Genomic DNA, 16,242 nt, shown 5'->3' on the forward strand with positions numbered 1-16,242 from the left:
AGATGGGGCGACTATAATCGCATCCCTTTCCGCGGCTTTTCCTGCCGCTACGCCTGTTGCGGCCATAACAGCTGCGGCAAGTGCTTTAGCCTCTGTGGGGCTAGGCCGTTTAGCATCAGATTATCCGAATGGAATAATTATTGACTGCGACTTAGCTCCCGGAACGCAGCATACAGGGCTTATTAGGCCGCAGGTTCCTGGTAGTATGGTGGATATGTAGGCTTATGCGCAGCAAATTGTTATACAAAGTCGCGGTTGTTTTTTCATGTATCGTCCTTGTTATTCTCATTTGGACGCGAACGTGGTTTTTAACGGTCTTAATAACTTGTTCGCTTATCTTGACTGTGTCGCAAGAATCTATAACCAACAAAAAAGCATTAAGAATCATTCGCATAGTTATTATAGCAGTAATTTTTATCGCTTCAGCGTTTTATTATTGTGTGAACCTTACTGAGACGGTGGAATCTAACAATAATCGTGATTTTTATTGCGGAGAATTTATGGTATAAGGAGCAACGAAATCAAAAAGAATGTCGTTTTTTCTTTTGCTAATTATGTATTAAATTGTGTCATTTCTACAGTTTCTGATATCTGAGATAAGTCAGAATACATTCATTCAGTTTGCAGCCACTATTACGATAGTAGTGGCTGCAATCGTTTTGCTATTTCGAATAAGACGAAAGTTTTTCCTGAATGCCGGCGAGGTTTTTTTGCTAAGTTTTCTGGGGTTGATTGCTGTTTTCGGACTTTTTTCACCTTTCCCGGAACGAAACCTTTTTTACAGGATCGGTTTAGTCTTGGGAGTTTTTGTGATCCTGAAAACTCTTTTCGGAGAGCGGGATATCCGTTTGTTATCTGTTGTCATTGTTTTATTGGGGATTTGCGAAACTTTGTATGGTATTTCCCGTTATAGATCAGATGTTTTGGGGGCTTGCGGACATTTTGATAATCCTGCCGGTTTTGCATCGATGCTGATTGCGCTGCTTCCTTTTGCAGTATATCAGGTTGTCCGCCGCGGATTTCTGTTACGGATTCTCGGAATCTGTGCAATCGGAATTTTCCTGACAGGACTCGTATTGTCGAAGTCACGGGCCGGACTAATCGCTGCAGGAGCGATCGGTGCGATCTGTTTGTTGCGATATACTTATAAATCTTTTGCGTCGCTTTCCGAAAAAATCAAATGGCTTGTTTCCGTATTCATTTCCGCGTGTATTATAGGTGGAGGAATAAGCCTGTATTTTTATAAAAAAGATTCGGCCGATGGGAGGTTATTGATTTGGAAGTCATCCTGGGATATGGTGACCGATAAACCGTTTTTCGGGCATGGGGCGAATGCTTTTCAGCCAAACTATATGCTTTATCAGGCTGCTTATTTTGAAAAGAATCCGAATAGCCGGTTCGGGAATCTTGCTGATAATGTCAGAGCTCCTTTTAATGAGTATCTTGGTTTTTTGATTCAATTCGGCGTGACGGGGATTTTGTTGCTTTCCGTACTTCTCTTTTTTTACATTCAGAAAAAGCCTGATAATAATTACCGAAGATAAACAGATGGCTGTCTTGTCATTATTGGGAATCGGCATCTTGGGTTTGTTTTCTTATCCGCTTTCCTATGCGGTTGTTTTAATTATGGTTTCGTTGAACTTGTTTCTGATCACAAGATCACAGGGACAAGATATATTGAAAGGTACTGTTCCTGTCTGGTTACTGCTGGCGATCTTTTTGCCTGCTGTTTATTATGCTAGTGTGGATTCTATGAGAAAAGTTCGATCGGAGAAAGTATGGAGTCGGTTAAAAAAACAGTACTTCATTCAGGGGGTGAGCGAACAAATGTTAACTCGATATCGTGATTTGTATTTAATTGAACAGTTTGATGATCCTGAATTTCTTTATAATTACGGAGCTATTCTGAATAAATCCGGGCAATATCAACAAAGCAACCAGGTATTGAGAGATTGCGAACGACAATTGAATGATTGCGATGTACAGGTGTTGCAGGCAGATAATTATTATAATGTCGGCGATTATATCCAAGCGGAACAGTGTGCCCGGTTAGCCTCCAGGATGTGTCCTAACCGTTTTACACCCCTTTATCAGTTGGTGTTGATTTACGATAAAACGGGCCGAAGAGTAAAGGCCCTTCAATTGTCCGATGAAATTTTAAGAAAGCCGATGAAAGTACGAAATACAGAAGTTTATAAGATTATACTTAAATTAAACGCATTTATTCAACAGAATGAATGATGGTCAGTGCAAATAGCGCTACCGGTTCTGCAAAACGCAACCAGTACCTGAGCCAGCAGCGAGCCGAAGCCGTTTACAAAGTGCTCGTCGACCGTCTGGGCGTGAAAGCTTCCTAGCTGGAGATCGTAGCGAAGGGCGGTACCAACGAATTCCCGGAAATTCCGTTGAATCGTGTGGCTATCGTGGACGCCGACTGATAACGTCGATCGTTTAACCGAAATATCCGGGATAAGTCATTATCCCGGATATTTTTGTTTTCCGGCTGCCGGTAAGCAACGATCGGACGGTCGCAGGCATCCTTAAAGCAGGGCCGGCGTTTCGAGTCGATATCCGTGAGTTTTTTTATCTATTCCGTGCGAATTGCTTCGGGTTGATTTGCAAATTCGTTTAATAATCGTTTCTTTGTTATACGAAAAGGGTCAAACGGGATAGGTTTGAGGAATATTCGGCCTTGACAATGATTTTTGTCCGAGTAAAGACGCCGGAATGAAACGGTTTGCGTACGAACGAATAGGAGGGAATTTATCGATTACTTTTGACTGTTTTGCATTGGATGGAAAGAACAAAGGATGTGCCCGGGATCAGCCTCGTGGTTCCCGTATACAACGTGCAGGAATATTTGCCCGAGTGCCTGGATTCTCTGTTGGGGCAGAGTTTTGCGGCGATCGAGATCATCCTGGTCGATGACGGTTCGACCGATGCCTCTGCCGAAATCTGCGATCGCTATGCGGCCCGGGACGGCCGCATCCGGGTCGTTCATCAGCAGAATGCCGGCGTAAGCAAGGCGCGCAACGTCGGGATCCGTCTCGCCCGCGGTAAATATCTGGGATTCGTCGACGGCGACGATTGGGTCGACCGGGATTATTGCAAGCGGCTGTATGAAACGTTGATCGATTACCGGGCGGATATTTCGATCTGCTCTTATTACGTGGCGCGGTCGCGGAAAACCAAACCCGAGGCGGCGGACGGAAAAATAACGATTTACGACCGGAAAGAGGCTATCCGGATGCTGTATGAAGATGTCCGGATCAGGAGTTTCAGTTGGAACAAGTTGTTCCGACGCGAGTTGTTCGACGGGATCGGGTTCCCCGAAGACCGTATCATGTGTGAAGATATGGCTATTATGCATAAGCTGTTTTACCGGACCGGGACGGTCGTGCAGATGAATGTTCCGTTGTATTATTACCGGATGCGGGGCGATAGCTGTACGAACGAGATGTCCCATCCGTTGAAAGAGTATCAGTTTTTTCTGGCGGTCTGCGAACAGGCGCTTTTCGAGAAAGAGAAAAACCTGCTGCCCGAAGAGCGCGGAAAACTGGAGGCCAAGGTGCTGAAAAGGGCGATCCGCCTGATCGGGCGAATCGTATCCCGTGAAAATTATACCGCATTCGAAAGCCTGTACGGCGATGTGATTGCAAGGATGCACGGTTATGACCATCTGGGGATCGGACGAATCGGTATCGGCGTTTGTCTCAGGCGGAAGATGATTTATGATCATTTCGACGGATATGCGAATCTGATCCGAAGTTGCCGGAAACTGACCGGCCGAAAATGCCGTTAACATCCAAAGGAATGAGCGTACCGGAGATAACCGTCGTAGTTCCTGTCTATAACGTGCAGGCTTATTTGCCGAAGTGCATAGACTCCCTTTTGGCGCAGACTTTCGGTGAAATCGAGATCATTCTCGTCGACGACGGTTCGACGGACGCGTCGGGGGCCGTCTGCGATTCTTATGCGGAGCGGGATAGCCGGATCCGGGTCGTCCACCAACGGAATGCCGGGGTCAGCGGAGCCCGCAATGCGGGTATTCGGCTTGCGCGCGGCAGGTATTTGGGTTTCGTGGACAGCGACGACTGGGTGGATCGCGATTTTTGCCGGACATTGTACCGGGGGGCGACGGATTACGGGGCGGATATTTCCATTTGTTCGTATTACGAGGTCGGGGAGCAAGGGATGCGGTGCGGGGCTTCCGGGGACGGCGGCGATACCGTCGTTTATGACCGCAGGGAGGCGCTGAGATTGTTATACGAAGACTCCCTGATAAGAAGTTATTTCTGGGATAAACTGTTCAAACGGGAGTTGTTCGACGGGGTGCTTTTCCCGGAAGATCATACGGTCTTTGAGGATATGGCGATCATGTACAAACTGTTTTACAGAGCGAACCGGATCGTGCAACAGAATGTGCCTCTATATTATTACCTGCTCCGGACCGGAAGTATCCTGCACAGCGGATTTGATCCGCAGGCCGAATATCGGTTCTTTTTGGTGATCCGTGAGAGGGTGCTGTTCCTGCGCGAAAAAAATGTTTTCCCCGAAGACCAGGATCGGTTCGAAGCCGAAGTGTTGAAACGAGGCGCCCATGTGATCAATCACATCTCCGTTTTCGGCGAGGCGTTCGAATTCGACGCCGTTTGCAGGGATATCGTATCTAAGATGCATGATTTCGATCGCCTGAAATTCAGCCGAATCGGTTGGGGAACTTGGTTCAGACGGCGGATGCTGTACGGTCATTACGGGCTTTATATCAGGGCGTACCGCGTATTTCGGAAAATATTCAAAAGCAAAAGCCGGTAATGCCCGACGGAAAAGAGCGAACGGTTTGAAAATAAATAAACCGAGCGGCGGCAATTATTTTGCCGCCGCCCGCATTTTCCATTTGTCGGGGTACCAGGATTCGAACCTGGGACCCCCTGCTCCCAAAGCAGGTGCGCTAACCGGGCTGCGCTACACCCCGAATATCCTTCCCCGGACGGAGAAGTCAGGGCAAAAGTAATTTATTTTTCCGGATTTGCAAAAGCGGCGCGCTGCGAAGTCCCGTGATGCGGCAATTTACCGCGGCGGAATCCGAACGACGTCTCGCCCGTACTCCGGAAGTGCGGGACATTTCCGGAATTCATGCCGGAGACTTTTCCGTTGTACGGTAGGAGAGATCAAATAAAATTGGTATCTTCGTCGAATAATCCGCGATTGGACTATGGAACACTACGAAGATATACACGGCAGGGAGCACGACAGCGCGCTGGCGGTGAACCGGGGCGTCGAACAGCCTCCCGTCGTAAACCCTTATTTCCGCCGGGCGAAACGGCATCGGATGACGACCGACGAATACATGCAGGGAATCCTGGCGGGTAATATTACGGTGCTTTCGCAGGCGATTACGCTGGTCGAGAGCCTGTTGCCCGAACACTACGCGCAGGCGCAGGAGATCATCGAGCGCTGCCTTCCCCATTCGGGCCGGTCGGTGCGGATCGGGATCACCGGGGTGCCGGGCGCCGGTAAGTCGACGTTTATCGAAGCGATCGGCGACATGGTGGCCAACCTCGGGCACAAGCTTTCGGTGCTGGCGATCGACCCGAGTTCGGAGCGCAGCAAAGGTTCCATCCTGGGCGATAAGACCCGGATGGAGACGCTTGTGCACAATCCGAGCGTTTTCATACGCCCTTCCCCTTCGGCTGGTTCGCTCGGCGGGGTGGCCCGCAAGACGCGCGAAACCATCATTCTGTGCGAAGCCGCCGGGTTCGACGTTATTTTCATCGAGACGGTCGGGGTGGGGCAGTCCGAGACGGCCGTGCATTCGATGGTCGATATGTTTTTGTTGTTGCAGATCGCCGGCGCCGGCGACGAACTGCAAGGGATCAAGCGCGGCATCATGGAGATGGCCGATATGATCGCGATCAACAAGGCCGACGGCGGCAATCAGCAGCGTGCCGATGTAGCCCGGAGTCATTTCGCCAATGCGCTGAACCTGTTTCCGATGCCCGATTCGCAGTGGCGGCCGCGGGTTTACACCTGTTCGTCGGTCGAGCACACCGGACTGTCCGAAATCTGGAACGGCGTCGAAGATTTTTTGAAATTTACCAGAAAGAACGGTTATTTCCAGCGCAACCGTCACCGGCAGGCTAAATACTGGATGTACGAAACGATCGACGAAGCGTTGCGCGAGCATTTTTACCGGAACGAAGAGGTCGCGGCCCGGATCGGCGAATTCGAGAAGATGGTGCTGGCCGACCGTAAAAGTTCGTTCGTCGCGGCCCGCGAGTTGCTGAACGATTATTTCGGCAAGATCGGGAAATAAATTCCGTCGGGAAGGCGGATAACGATTGCCGGCTGCGGGTCAGATGATCCGCAGCCGGTTCGTCATATAATATTGCAGCACCCCGCGCATCACCAGAAATGCCGTGAATGCGAACCAGAGGGCGTTGTTGCCCGCTATGCCGCGCAGTCCGTAATAGGCGGCGAAGAAGACGACCGTCGAGACGAAGACGGAGTTGCGCATCACCGCCGTCCGGGTCGCTCCGATCAGGATGCCGTCGATCATAAACGGCGCGAAAGCGATCAGCGGAATGACGATCAGCCATTCGACATAGGCTCCGGCTCCTGACAGGATGGCCGTGCTGTCGGTGAACAACGACAGGATCGTCCGCCAGCCGAAGGCGTAGACGCCGACGTAGAGTATCGCCACAACGAGGCTCCATGCGAGCAGGTAGCGGATGCATTTGCGCAGCATCTCGGGATTCCGGGCGCCTACGTAGCGTCCCGCCAGCGATTCCCCGGCATAGGCGAAGCCGTCCATCAGGTACGAGAACAACGTGAAAAGCTGCATCAGCAGCATGTTGACCGCCAGCAGCGTGTCTCCCATGCCGGACGATGCGGAGGTGAAAAAAGTGTATACGGCGACGATGCAGGCCGTCCGCAGGAAAATGTCGCGGTTGATTCGGAAAAATCCGAGCATCGGTTTGATCTTCAGGCTCTCTTTCAGGTCGATGTAGCGTAGAAAGCGCCGGTAATACCGGAGCCACAGCCCGGCGGAGATCAGCAGACCGCAATATTGCGCGACGACCGTTCCCCAGGCTACGCCGGCGATGCCCCAGCCGAGTCCCAGCGTGAACCACAGGCAGAAGACGATGTTGATCAGGTTGATGACGATGGCGATGTACATTGGGAAGCGCGAGTTCTGCATACCGATGTACCATCCCTGGAAAGCGAACAGCGAGATGGTGGCCGGGGCCGCCAGATGCGTGCGAAAAAATATTCGGCCGCATAGCGCATCGTGTGCGGCGTGCCGTCCATCATCATCAGCGTCAGCCGGCCGGCTGGACGCTGCAGGATCAGCAGCGCCATCGCTGCCGCCAGCGCGACCGAAAGAGCCCGTACCAGAATGGCGGCGATTTCGCGGAAATCGTGCGCGCCGTAGGCTTGTGCCGCCAGGCCGCTGGTTCCCATTCTCAGGAAAGCCAGGTTCCAGTATATGAAGTTGAAAACGGCCGTCCCGATGGCGATTCCGCCGATCAGCGCGTCGTCGCCGAGGTGACCGACGATGGCCATGTCGACCATGCCCAACAGCGGGATCGTGATGTTGGAGATGATGTTCGGAATGGCCAGCGCGAGGATTTTACGGTTCATGCCGCAAAGGTACGGCTTTTTTGCATCCTGTCGGCGGCATTCCGTCCATTCCGGTCATAAAAAGGACTTTACGGCTTTCCTGCAAGGTAGTCGGCGGCGCGGTCGGCGCACCGTTCGCCGTCGATGGCGGCCGAGATGATTCCCCCGGCGTATCCGGCGCCCTCGCCGGCCGGGAAAAGCCCCGCGGTCTGCGGGTGCATCAGCGTCGCCGGATCGCGCGGGATGCGTACCGGCGAAGAAGTGCGCGATTCGACGCCGACGACGAGCGCCTCGTTCGTTACGAATCCGCGCAGTTTCTTGTCGAACGAGGCCAGGCCGCCCCGCAGCGCGTCGGAAATCGTGCCGGGCATCCACTGTTCCATTCGCGTCGCGGCGATGCCCGGCACGTAGGAGCAGCGCGGCAGCGATCCGGACGCTTTTCCGGCTACGAAGTCGGCCAGCCGTTGCGCCGGGGCGATCTGCCGGTCGCCGATCTGCCGGTAGGCCAGCTCTTCGAATTGCTGCTGGAAACGCAGCCCGGCCAGTTCCCCGTGTTCGGCCCGCAGGTGTTCGAAGTCGGAAAGGCGGATTTCGGTGACGATGCCCGAATTGGCGAATACCGAGTTGCGGCCCGACGGCGACATGCCGTTGACGACCGACTCTCCGGCGCGCGTCATGGCCGGCACGATAAAACCTCCCGGACACATGCAGAACGAGTAGACGCCCCGTCCGCCGACCTGGCTGACCAACGAGTACGAGGCGGCGGGCAGGTATTCGCCGCGTTCGGGCAGGTGGTATTGCGCGCGGTCGATCAGTTGTTGCGGATGTTCGGCCCGGACGCCCATCGCGAACGGTTTGGCTTCGATCCGTACTCCCCGGCGGTGCAGGATTTCGTAGATGTCGCGCGCCGAGTGTCCGGTCGCGAGAATTACGGCGGCCCCTTCGACCGTCGTGTCGCCGAGGCAGACCCCGGCGATTTTTCCGTTCCGGATTCGGACGTCGGTTATTTTCGCCCCGAACAGCACCTGTCCGCCGGCGTCGACGATCGTCTGTCGCATCGCGGCGATGATGCGCGGCAGCCGGTCGGTGCCGATGTGCGGGTGCGCGTCGTACAGGATCGACTCGTCGGCGCCGTGGAAGCGGAAACTTCGAGCGCCTTGCGGTAGTCGCCGCGTTTTTTCGAGCGCGTGAAGAGCTTGCCGTCGGAATAGGTGCCCGCTCCGCCTTCGCCGAAAGCGTAGTTCGATTCCGGATCTACCGGGCCGTTGCGGTTGATCCGGGCGATGTCCCTTTTGCGCGCCGAGACGTCTCGTCCGCGTTCGAGTACGATCGGGCGCAAGCCGCGTTCGATCAGCCGCAGCGCGGCGAACAGTCCGGCCGGCCCCGATCCGACGACGACGACCGGCGTGCGACCCCCGACCTGCGGATAATCGAAGCGCACCGGCGGCGGAGCCTGTTCTCCGTCGACATAGATCTGTACGCCGAGGTTGACGCGGATCTGGCGGCTGCGCGCGTCGATCGAACGGCGAACGATGCGTACCAGTGCGATCCGGGATTGCGGAACGGCTATCCGGTCGGCGATCAGCGGCAGGTAACGGGCCTGGTCGGATGCCTGTTTCGGCGTGAGTTCCAGCGACAGTTCGATGGGCATAATTTTTAAGGATAAAGTTACATATTTCGCCAAAATTACTACTTTTGTTTTAAAATTAGCGTGTCGCGTGCAACATCGCGGCGTATAGCAACTGAATGTATGAGAAACCTGGTGATTATTCCGACCTACAACGAGCTTGACAACATCCGGCCGATGATAGACAAAGTCTTTTCCCTGCCTGAAAAGTTCGACCTGTTGATTATCGACGACGGCTCTCCGGACGGTACGGCGAAAGTCGTCCGGGAGCAGCAGCGGGTCTATCCCGGCTCGCTGCACCTGATCGAGCGTTCCGGCAAGCTGGGGCTCGGCACCGCTTACCTTGCGGGATTCCGCTGGGCGCTTGAGAACGGTTACGACTACGTTTTCGAAATGGACTGCGATTTTTCGCATAATCCGGACGATCTGGTGCGGTTGTCGCAGGCGGCGGTCGCAGGGGCCGACCTGGTGATCGGGTCGCGTTACGTGACCGGCGTGAACGTGGTGAACTGGCCGATGAAACGGGTGCTAATGTCCTATTACGCGTCGGCGTATGTGCGTTTCGTGACCGGGATGCCGGTGCGCGATGCGACGGCCGGTTTCGTATGTTACAGCGCGAAGTTGCTGCGGACGATGGATATGGATGCCGTGCGGATGAAAGGTTACGGTTTTCAGGTCGAAATGAAATATACCGCGTGGAAGTTGGGTTTCCGTGTCAAGGAGGTGCCTATCATTTTTACCGAACGGACGCTCGGCGCGTCGAAAATGAGCGGCGGCATTTTCCGCGAAGCCTTTTTCGGGGTGCTGAAACTGCGATTCCGTTCGATTAAACCCCGGTCTGCCGCATGAGCGGCGGGGCATTGCTGATCCGCGGAGGAACGCTTTTCGGAGACGGGGAGCGTTTCGAAGGATACGTGGTCGTCCGTGGCGACCGGATCGCCGAGATAGGCCGCGGCGCATATCCGCACGACCGTTTCGACGGCGAGACGATCGACGCCCGGGAACAGTGGGTGTTGCCCGGCGCGATCGACGATCAGGTGCATTTCCGCGAACCGGGGCTTACCTACAAGGCCGATATCCGCAGCGAGTCGGCCGCCGCCGCCGCCGGTGGAGTCACTTCTTTTATGGATATGCCGAACGTCAAGCCGCCGACCGTGACGCTCGGCCTGCTCGACGAGAAATTCGAACGGGCCGCCGAAACGTCCGTAACGAACTATTCGTTTTATTTCGGGGCGACGAACGAAAATGCCGCCGAGATCGAACGAATCGATCCGAAACGGGTGTGCGGCGTCAAAGTGTTTATGGGTTCTTCGACCGGGAACATGCTGGTCGACGACGATCGCGCGCTGGCGTCGATATTCGCCCAATCCCCGGTGCCGGTGGCGACGCACTGCGAGGACGAGGCGACCGTGCGCGCTAATATGGAGCGTTTCCGGGCCGGGTACGGCGATGAGATAACGGTGGCGATGCATCCGCTGATCCGGTCGGCCGAGGCTTGTTACCGGTCGTCGGCGAAGGCCGTCGAATTGGCGACGCGCTACGGGGCGGACCTGCACGTGCTGCACCTGAGCACGGCCCGCGAACTCGATCTTTTCGACCGGGGTCCGCTCTCCGGTAAACGGATTACGAACGAGGTGTGCGTGCATCACCTGTGGTTCAGTGACGCCGACTATGCCCGCATGGGGAATTTTATCAAGTGGAATCCGGCTATCAAAAGCGAGGCCGACCGCGATGCGTTGCGCCGCGGAATCGCGGACGGACGCGTAGACGTCGTAGCGACGGATCATGCCCCGCACACGCTCGATGAGAAGAAGCTGCCTTACCTGAAAGCTCCGTCCGGCGGCCCGCTGGTGCAGCATTCGCTGGTGGCGATGCTCGAAATGAGTCGCAACGGGGTGTTCCCGGTCGAAACGGCGGTCGAAAAAATGTGTCATGCGCCGGCTGTCCGGTTCCGGATCCGGGAGCGCGGTTACCTGCGCGAAGGGTATTTCGCCGATATCGTGTTGGTCAGGCCCGACGATCCGTGGACGGTGTCGCCGCAGAATATCCTGTCCAAATGCGGCTGGTCGCCGTTCGAGGGCGTTACGTTTTCGAATCGGGTGACCCATACGCTGGTCAACGGGAAAATCGTTTTTCGGAACGGGGCGGTGGATCGCGATGCCCGGGGCCGAGCGTTGGAGTTCGACCGGTAATTGAGGATAACGTGTCCGTCTGGACGTAAAACAATAACCATTGAAAGTATCGTTAAAAGATCGTATTCGCCGGTTCGTCGGCCGATTGGCCGAGACGTTCCGGTATGCGCCGGCCGAAACGGCCGTAGCCGTTTATGCCTTTCTGATCTGCGCGTTGATCCGGGAGGAAGTGATCGAAAACGATGGTTATGCGTTGCTGCTGCCGCTGTTTTTCACGTTTTCGTTCGTGACGAACCGGTGGTGTCGCCGCGGCGCATGGCGGATCGTTTATTATTTATCGCCGTTGCTGGCGCTCCCGTTGCTGGCGGCCGACGTCGGCGACTGGACGAGGACGGTGGCTTATCCCGTGACGCTGGTCGTCTGCGCGTTGACGGTGCTGGCCAGCGATTGGCAGAGCGATAACGAACGGTTCGTCGAGCGCGCGCTACGCTACGTGTACGACCTGCTGTCGGCCTTACTGCTGGCGTTGACGGCTTTCCTGGCGCTGATGGCCATTTTCCATTCGATCGTATACATATTCAATATTTTCACCGGGATATCGTCCGGTTTCACGACCTATGCCGCGATGTCGGCGTTCGTGCTGCTGGCGCCGGTTTGTTTCCTGGCATTCAACCGGACGAGCGACCGGGAGCAAGGCGTTCGGCCGAATCCGTTTTTCGATGTGCTGCTCAATTACGTGTTGAGCCCCGCCGTGCTGATCTACACGGCGATCCTGTACCTCTATTTCGCAATGATCGTGCTGCGGTGGGAACTGCCCAAGGGCGGAATCGCTTACCTCGTGTTCGGTTATGCGATCGTCGCGACGGTGTTGAAAGCCTGCCAGCCGATGCTGCTCCGGCGGATGTACGACTGGTATTACGGCCGGTTCAGCCTGATCGCGCTGCCGGCGCTCGCGATGTTCTGGACGGGAGTGGGTTACCGCGTGCAGCAGTACGGGTTTACGCAGGACAGGGTTTACCTGGCGGTTTGCGGGGCGATCATGACGGTGACGATCCTGCTGTTTTTCAGCCGTCGGAGCGGACGTTACCTGTATGTCGCGGCGCTGTCGGGCGTTTTACTGGCCGTTTTCACGTATATACCGGGAGTTACGGCGGCGGCTATCGGCATTCGTTCGCAGATGCAGCGCGCCGAACGGATCGTCGTCCGTCTCGGGCTGGCCGATGCTTCGGGCCGGTTGATTTTGCAGAAACGTCCCGATGCCGACTCGGTTTACCGCGAGGATTACCGTCGTCTTTACGAATCGTTCGAATACCTCGCCCGGAACTGTCCCGCCGGATTTATGGCGGAACGTTACGGGGTGGACGACTCGTTCGCTTTGCAGAACGAGGTGATTCCTCAGGTGTTGGAATGGTATGTAAGCGTGCCGTGGGCCACCGAACTGACTCCGCAGGAGGATCCGCAGCGGAACTCCGTGCTGCTCGAATCGGACGGGGCTCCGGTCGATATATCCGGATACCGCACGTTGCGGGCCGTGCAGAATTACGAGAACGGGCAGCGCCTGTATGCCGATCTGAGCCGGGATACGCTGTCGATCAAAGACAATGACGGCAGCCTTCTGTTCCGGCGGGGACTGGAAGATATGCTGCGAGAAAAGCTGTCCGGGAGCGGTTATGCCGTGCGGGATACGGTTCCCGTCGCGGCGTTGGATTCGATGAAGAGCGCGCTTCTGCAATACGAAACGGATTCGGTCAAAGTCGTTTTCGACATGGTGCGCCTGTCCCGCTTTCCCGAACTGCGTATCGAATACGTTTCGGTCGGTTTTTCCTGGAAAAATAATCCGGTCAGTTGACGGCGTGGTCGGCCGGCAGGTCGATGCCTTTCCACAGCTTCAACGAAGTCCAGTCGGCGTCGGGGGCGTTCCAGAACGGATCGTCGGCCGGCAGTCCCAGTGGCAGGAAACCGGCGCAGCACAGATACAGACTACCGGTATTGATGTAGCCCTCTCCGATACCCGGCTGCGCTCCGCAGAAACCGATTTTCAGCCATCCTTTTTCGTCGAAAGTGCCCGGGGCTTCCATCATGCGTTTCATCACTGCCGTCAGCGCGCAACGCACCTGTGCGGGGCGACTTCGGCGGGCAGCAAATGTCCGAGCGCGACCTGTCCGAGCGCTTGGAACGCCCCGATCCGGTAGGCCAGCGACCGGCCGATCGGCGGGAACGCTCCTTCCGGCGAGATTAGCCGTTCCTGTACGGCGGCGTAGCGTTGTATCCGCCGCTGCACGTCCTGAAAGGTTTTGTCGGAAACGAGTTTCCGTTTATGCAGGATACGCACCACGTCCAGCAGCATCGGCTGGATCACGAAGCTGTTGTAATAGTCCCATTGGAACAGGTCGCCGTCGCTGTACGTGCCGTCGCCTTTGTAGCGTTCGAGGTGTTTGTTGACCGCGAAGTCTATTCGCATCAGGTCGCCACCGTAGTCGTTGTCGAGCAGGAACGCTTCGATGATGCCGCTGAAAAGCAGCCAGTTGTTGGTCGGAGTGCGGATCGTGCGGGTGGATTTCAGGGCATCGACGACTTGCCGTTTGACTCGTTCGTCCAGACGCCCCCAGATTTGTTTGGGCGCCCGCACCAGCCCGTGCGCGAGGAAGGCCGCATCGACCAGCGGTTGCTGGTATTCCGTGAAGTTCATGCAATCGGCCGACTCCGGGTTGGTCGCGTTGTCGAGGCATTTCAGTACCAGTTCGATGTAGCGCGCCCGTTTCCGGCCTTCGGCGGTGCTGTCCGGGCCGAGTTCGAGCCACGGGGCGATCCCGGTCAGCGTGCGGCCGAACGCTTCGAGGTAGCCCACGTGTTGCGCTCGGTCGATCTTCGTTTCGAGCGGCATCGCCGCTTTCAGGCGCTGTTCACTCAACGCGGTCAGTACCGGCAGAGCCGTCCGGTCGAGCGTGGCGATCCAGTATTCGCGGGCCGCGGGTTCGACCGGTTGCGGAGTTTTGCGTTTGCCGGACAAAGGGGAGCAAAACAGGCAGGCGAGCAGCGTCGCCGCATTCAGCAGGAGGTAGATCCGTTTCATGACTCGGTAGGGTTAGGTTTGCGATGTTGTCGGACTAATGCAACCGTTTGCACAAAACTAACGATATTTTGCCGGAAATCAAAATGTCGGGAAAACGGGGCGGTTCGTTTTTGCCGTTTGGCCGGGAAAAAACGTATTTGCGTCATTCATGCAAAATTAGGTCGAAAATTTGCAGCCTGATGAAAAATGTGCTATCTTTGTGGCGCTTCTGCGGATATGGCGTAATTGGTAGCCGCGCCAGACTTAGGATCTGGTGCCTCACGGCGTGGGGGTTCGAGTCCCTTTATCCGCACGATGTCGGAAGGCCGCCGGACATTGTCGCAGGGCGGCCATCTTGTTCGCGTTAACGATCAAAATATTACGGATAAATGAATATTGTCAGAGAAAATCTTGAAAATCTCACCACGCTGCTGAAGGTGACCGTGGGTGAGGCCGATTACAGTGAAGCTGTAGATAAGGCGCTGCGCACCTACAAACGCAAAGCGAACGTTCCGGGTTTCCGCCCGGGGATGGTTCCGATGGGGATTATCAATAAAATGTACCGCAAAGGAGTCGTTGCCGAGGAGTCGTACCGCGCCGCTTCGAAAGCCTGCTTCGATTACATCGAAAAAGAGAAGCTCACGCTCGTCGGCGATATGATTCCGAGCGACAAACAGCAACCGCTGGATTTCGACGACAGCACCGAATACGAGTTCGTGTTCGAAGTGGGTCTGGCTCCGGAGATCGGTATCGACCTGAGTAAAAAAGATAAAGTAACCCGGTATTCGATCCGGATCGAAGATAAGATGCGCGACGGTTATCGCACCAACTTCTTGAACCGTTTCGGGAAACTGACCGACGTCGATACGGTCGAGAAGGAAGACGCGCTTGACGTAACGCTCGAACAGGGCGATACGAAAGTTGAGGAGGCTTACGTAGGTCTGATCGGCATGAGCGACGAAGACCGCGCGCCGTTTATCGGCAAGAAGGTCGGCGATTCGCTGGACGTCGATGTGACCAAGTTGTTCAAGACGCCGTCGCAGCGTGCTGCCGCGCTCGGCGTGAAGGAAGCCGACCTGGAAGGGATGGACCCGAATTATAAGTTGACGATCAATAAGATCCGCCGTTTCGTCGCTCCCGAAATGAACGAGGAGTTTTTCAAAACCGCTTTCCCGGACGGCGGCGTCGCTACGCCGGAAGCGTTCGAAAAATACATCGAGGAACAGATCGCCCGCGACTTGTCGCGCGAAACCGATTTCCTGTTGCACCTCGACGTGCGCAAATTCCTGTTGAAAAAAGCCGGACTCGTAATGCCGGAAGCGTTCCTGAAAAACTGGCTCTATACGATCAACGAGGGCAAGTTCTCGATGGAGGAGATCGACAAAGACTTCGACCGTTTCCTCGATATGATGCGCTGGAATCTGATTCAGAAACATTATATCGATGCGCTGAAACTCGAAGTGACCCCGGAAGAGGCTACCGAGGAAGCCAAGAAAATGGCCGCCGCCCAGTTCGCTTACTACGGGATTCCGAATGTAGACGGCGAGACGCTGGCGAATTATGCGAAAAATATTCTCGGCAACAAGGAGGAAAATCGGAAAGTCTACGAAAAACTGTTCGAAAATAAAGTAATCGACGTGGTAATTCCGCAGATCACGGTTTCCGAAAAAGCTATTTCGGCCGAAGATTTCGGCAAACTGGCTCAGGACGCGCAGTAGTTTTGGCAATGACGTAAAAAACGAAGGCGCAGGTCGTACTACCTGCGCCTTCGTTTTTCGATCCGTACCGGCAGACGTATGCGGAATTGT

12 protein-coding genes, 2 tRNA genes and 2 pseudogenes are annotated in these 16,242 nt (G+C 55.3%); 11 read left to right on the forward strand and 5 right to left on the reverse strand.

Features of this window, described 5'->3' with window-relative positions; translation table 11 throughout:
• Nucleotides 1-644: 644 nt before the first annotated feature.
• From DW082_RS09660 to DW082_RS09680, 5 genes are all read left to right on the forward strand, one after another.
• Nucleotides 645-1,544: an O-antigen ligase gene (locus tag DW082_RS09660; RefSeq protein WP_147386999.1), complete on the forward strand. Its 900-nt coding sequence runs from the start codon at nucleotides 645-647 to the stop codon at nucleotides 1,542-1,544.
• Nucleotides 1,545-1,548: 4 nt separating this feature from the next.
• Complete coding sequence (locus tag DW082_RS09665) at nucleotides 1,549-2,241, forward strand: hypothetical protein (protein ID WP_101571220.1); 693 nt, start codon at nucleotides 1,549-1,551, stop codon at nucleotides 2,239-2,241.
• Nucleotides 2,241-2,357: an OmpA family protein gene (locus tag DW082_RS09670; RefSeq protein ID WP_182424142.1), complete on the forward strand. Its 117-nt coding sequence runs from the start codon at nucleotides 2,241-2,243 to the stop codon at nucleotides 2,355-2,357. Before DW082_RS09665 ends, DW082_RS09670 begins: the two co-directional genes overlap by 1 nt.
• Before the next feature lie 437 nt (nucleotides 2,358-2,794).
• A complete protein-coding gene (locus tag DW082_RS09675) occupies nucleotides 2,795-3,802 on the forward strand; it encodes a glycosyltransferase family 2 protein (protein WP_118458406.1) in 1,008 nt (335 codons plus the stop codon).
• The gene (locus tag DW082_RS09680) at nucleotides 3,793-4,815 is read left to right on the forward strand and encodes a glycosyltransferase family 2 protein (RefSeq protein WP_101571214.1); all 1,023 of its coding nucleotides are present in this window, start codon (nucleotides 3,793-3,795) and stop codon (nucleotides 4,813-4,815) included. Before DW082_RS09675 ends, DW082_RS09680 begins: the two co-directional genes overlap by 10 nt.
• A gap of 85 nt (nucleotides 4,816-4,900) precedes the next feature.
• On the opposite strand, the gene DW082_RS09685 is transcribed toward DW082_RS09680, so the two are convergent.
• Nucleotides 4,901-4,975: transfer RNA gene (locus DW082_RS09685), tRNA-Pro, on the reverse strand.
• Nucleotides 4,976-5,215: 240 nt separating this feature from the next.
• On the opposite strand from DW082_RS09685, the gene meaB reads away from it, so the two are divergent.
• Complete coding sequence (gene meaB, locus DW082_RS09690; RefSeq protein ID WP_118458408.1) at nucleotides 5,216-6,316, forward strand: methylmalonyl Co-A mutase-associated GTPase MeaB; 1,101 nt, start codon at nucleotides 5,216-5,218, stop codon at nucleotides 6,314-6,316.
• Between the two features lie 39 nt (nucleotides 6,317-6,355).
• Here the strand turns inward: meaB and DW082_RS09695 are convergent, their stop codons facing one another.
• From DW082_RS09695 to DW082_RS09700, 3 genes and pseudogenes are all read right to left on the reverse strand, one after another.
• Nucleotides 6,356-7,201: an MATE family efflux transporter gene (locus tag DW082_RS09695; RefSeq protein ID WP_310648311.1), complete on the reverse strand. Its 846-nt coding sequence runs from the start codon at nucleotides 7,199-7,201 to the stop codon at nucleotides 6,356-6,358.
• Nucleotides 7,153-7,644, reverse strand: a complete 492-nt coding sequence (locus tag DW082_RS15335; protein ID WP_310648312.1) for an MATE family efflux transporter — start codon at nucleotides 7,642-7,644, stop codon at nucleotides 7,153-7,155. Before DW082_RS15335 ends, DW082_RS09695 begins: the two co-directional genes overlap by 49 nt.
• 68 nt (nucleotides 7,645-7,712) lie before the next feature.
• Nucleotides 7,713-9,274, reverse strand: a pseudogene (locus DW082_RS09700) (NAD(P)/FAD-dependent oxidoreductase).
• A gap of 99 nt (nucleotides 9,275-9,373) precedes the next feature.
• Here DW082_RS09700 and DW082_RS09705 point away from each other — a divergent pair.
• Genes DW082_RS09705 through DW082_RS09715 form a run of 3 tightly spaced genes read left to right on the forward strand, consistent with a single transcriptional unit; the run spans nucleotide 9,374 to nucleotide 13,231 of the window.
• On the forward strand, nucleotides 9,374-10,099 hold the full coding sequence (locus tag DW082_RS09705) for a polyprenol monophosphomannose synthase (protein WP_118458410.1): 726 nt from the start codon (nucleotides 9,374-9,376) through the stop codon (nucleotides 10,097-10,099).
• Nucleotides 10,096-11,442 carry a dihydroorotase gene (locus tag DW082_RS09710; RefSeq protein ID WP_118458412.1) on the forward strand — a complete coding sequence of 449 codons (1,347 nt, stop codon included), beginning with the start codon at nucleotides 10,096-10,098 and terminating at the stop codon, nucleotides 11,440-11,442. Before DW082_RS09705 ends, DW082_RS09710 begins: the two co-directional genes overlap by 4 nt.
• Nucleotides 11,443-11,482: 40 nt before the next feature.
• Nucleotides 11,483-13,231 carry a DUF4153 domain-containing protein gene (locus tag DW082_RS09715; RefSeq protein WP_118458414.1) on the forward strand — a complete coding sequence of 583 codons (1,749 nt, stop codon included), beginning with the start codon at nucleotides 11,483-11,485 and terminating at the stop codon, nucleotides 13,229-13,231.
• Here the strand turns inward: DW082_RS09715 and DW082_RS09720 are convergent.
• Nucleotides 13,224-14,455, reverse strand: a pseudogene (locus DW082_RS09720) (DUF2264 domain-containing protein). The gene DW082_RS09715 and the pseudogene DW082_RS09720 sit on opposite strands and share 8 nt — an antisense overlap.
• A 210-nt stretch (nucleotides 14,456-14,665) precedes the next feature.
• Here DW082_RS09720 and DW082_RS09725 point away from each other — a divergent pair.
• A tRNA-Leu gene (locus tag DW082_RS09725) sits at nucleotides 14,666-14,747 on the forward strand.
• 76 nt (nucleotides 14,748-14,823) lie between these two features.
• Nucleotides 14,824-16,152 carry a trigger factor gene (gene tig / locus DW082_RS09730; protein WP_118458416.1) on the forward strand — a complete coding sequence of 443 codons (1,329 nt, stop codon included), beginning with the start codon at nucleotides 14,824-14,826 and terminating at the stop codon, nucleotides 16,150-16,152.
• Nucleotides 16,153-16,242 lie beyond the last annotated feature (90 nt).

Source organism: Alistipes sp. AF48-12, assembly GCF_003477565.1.
In the GTDB taxonomy this organism is placed as follows: domain Bacteria; phylum Bacteroidota; class Bacteroidia; order Bacteroidales; family Rikenellaceae; genus Alistipes_A; species Alistipes_A hominis.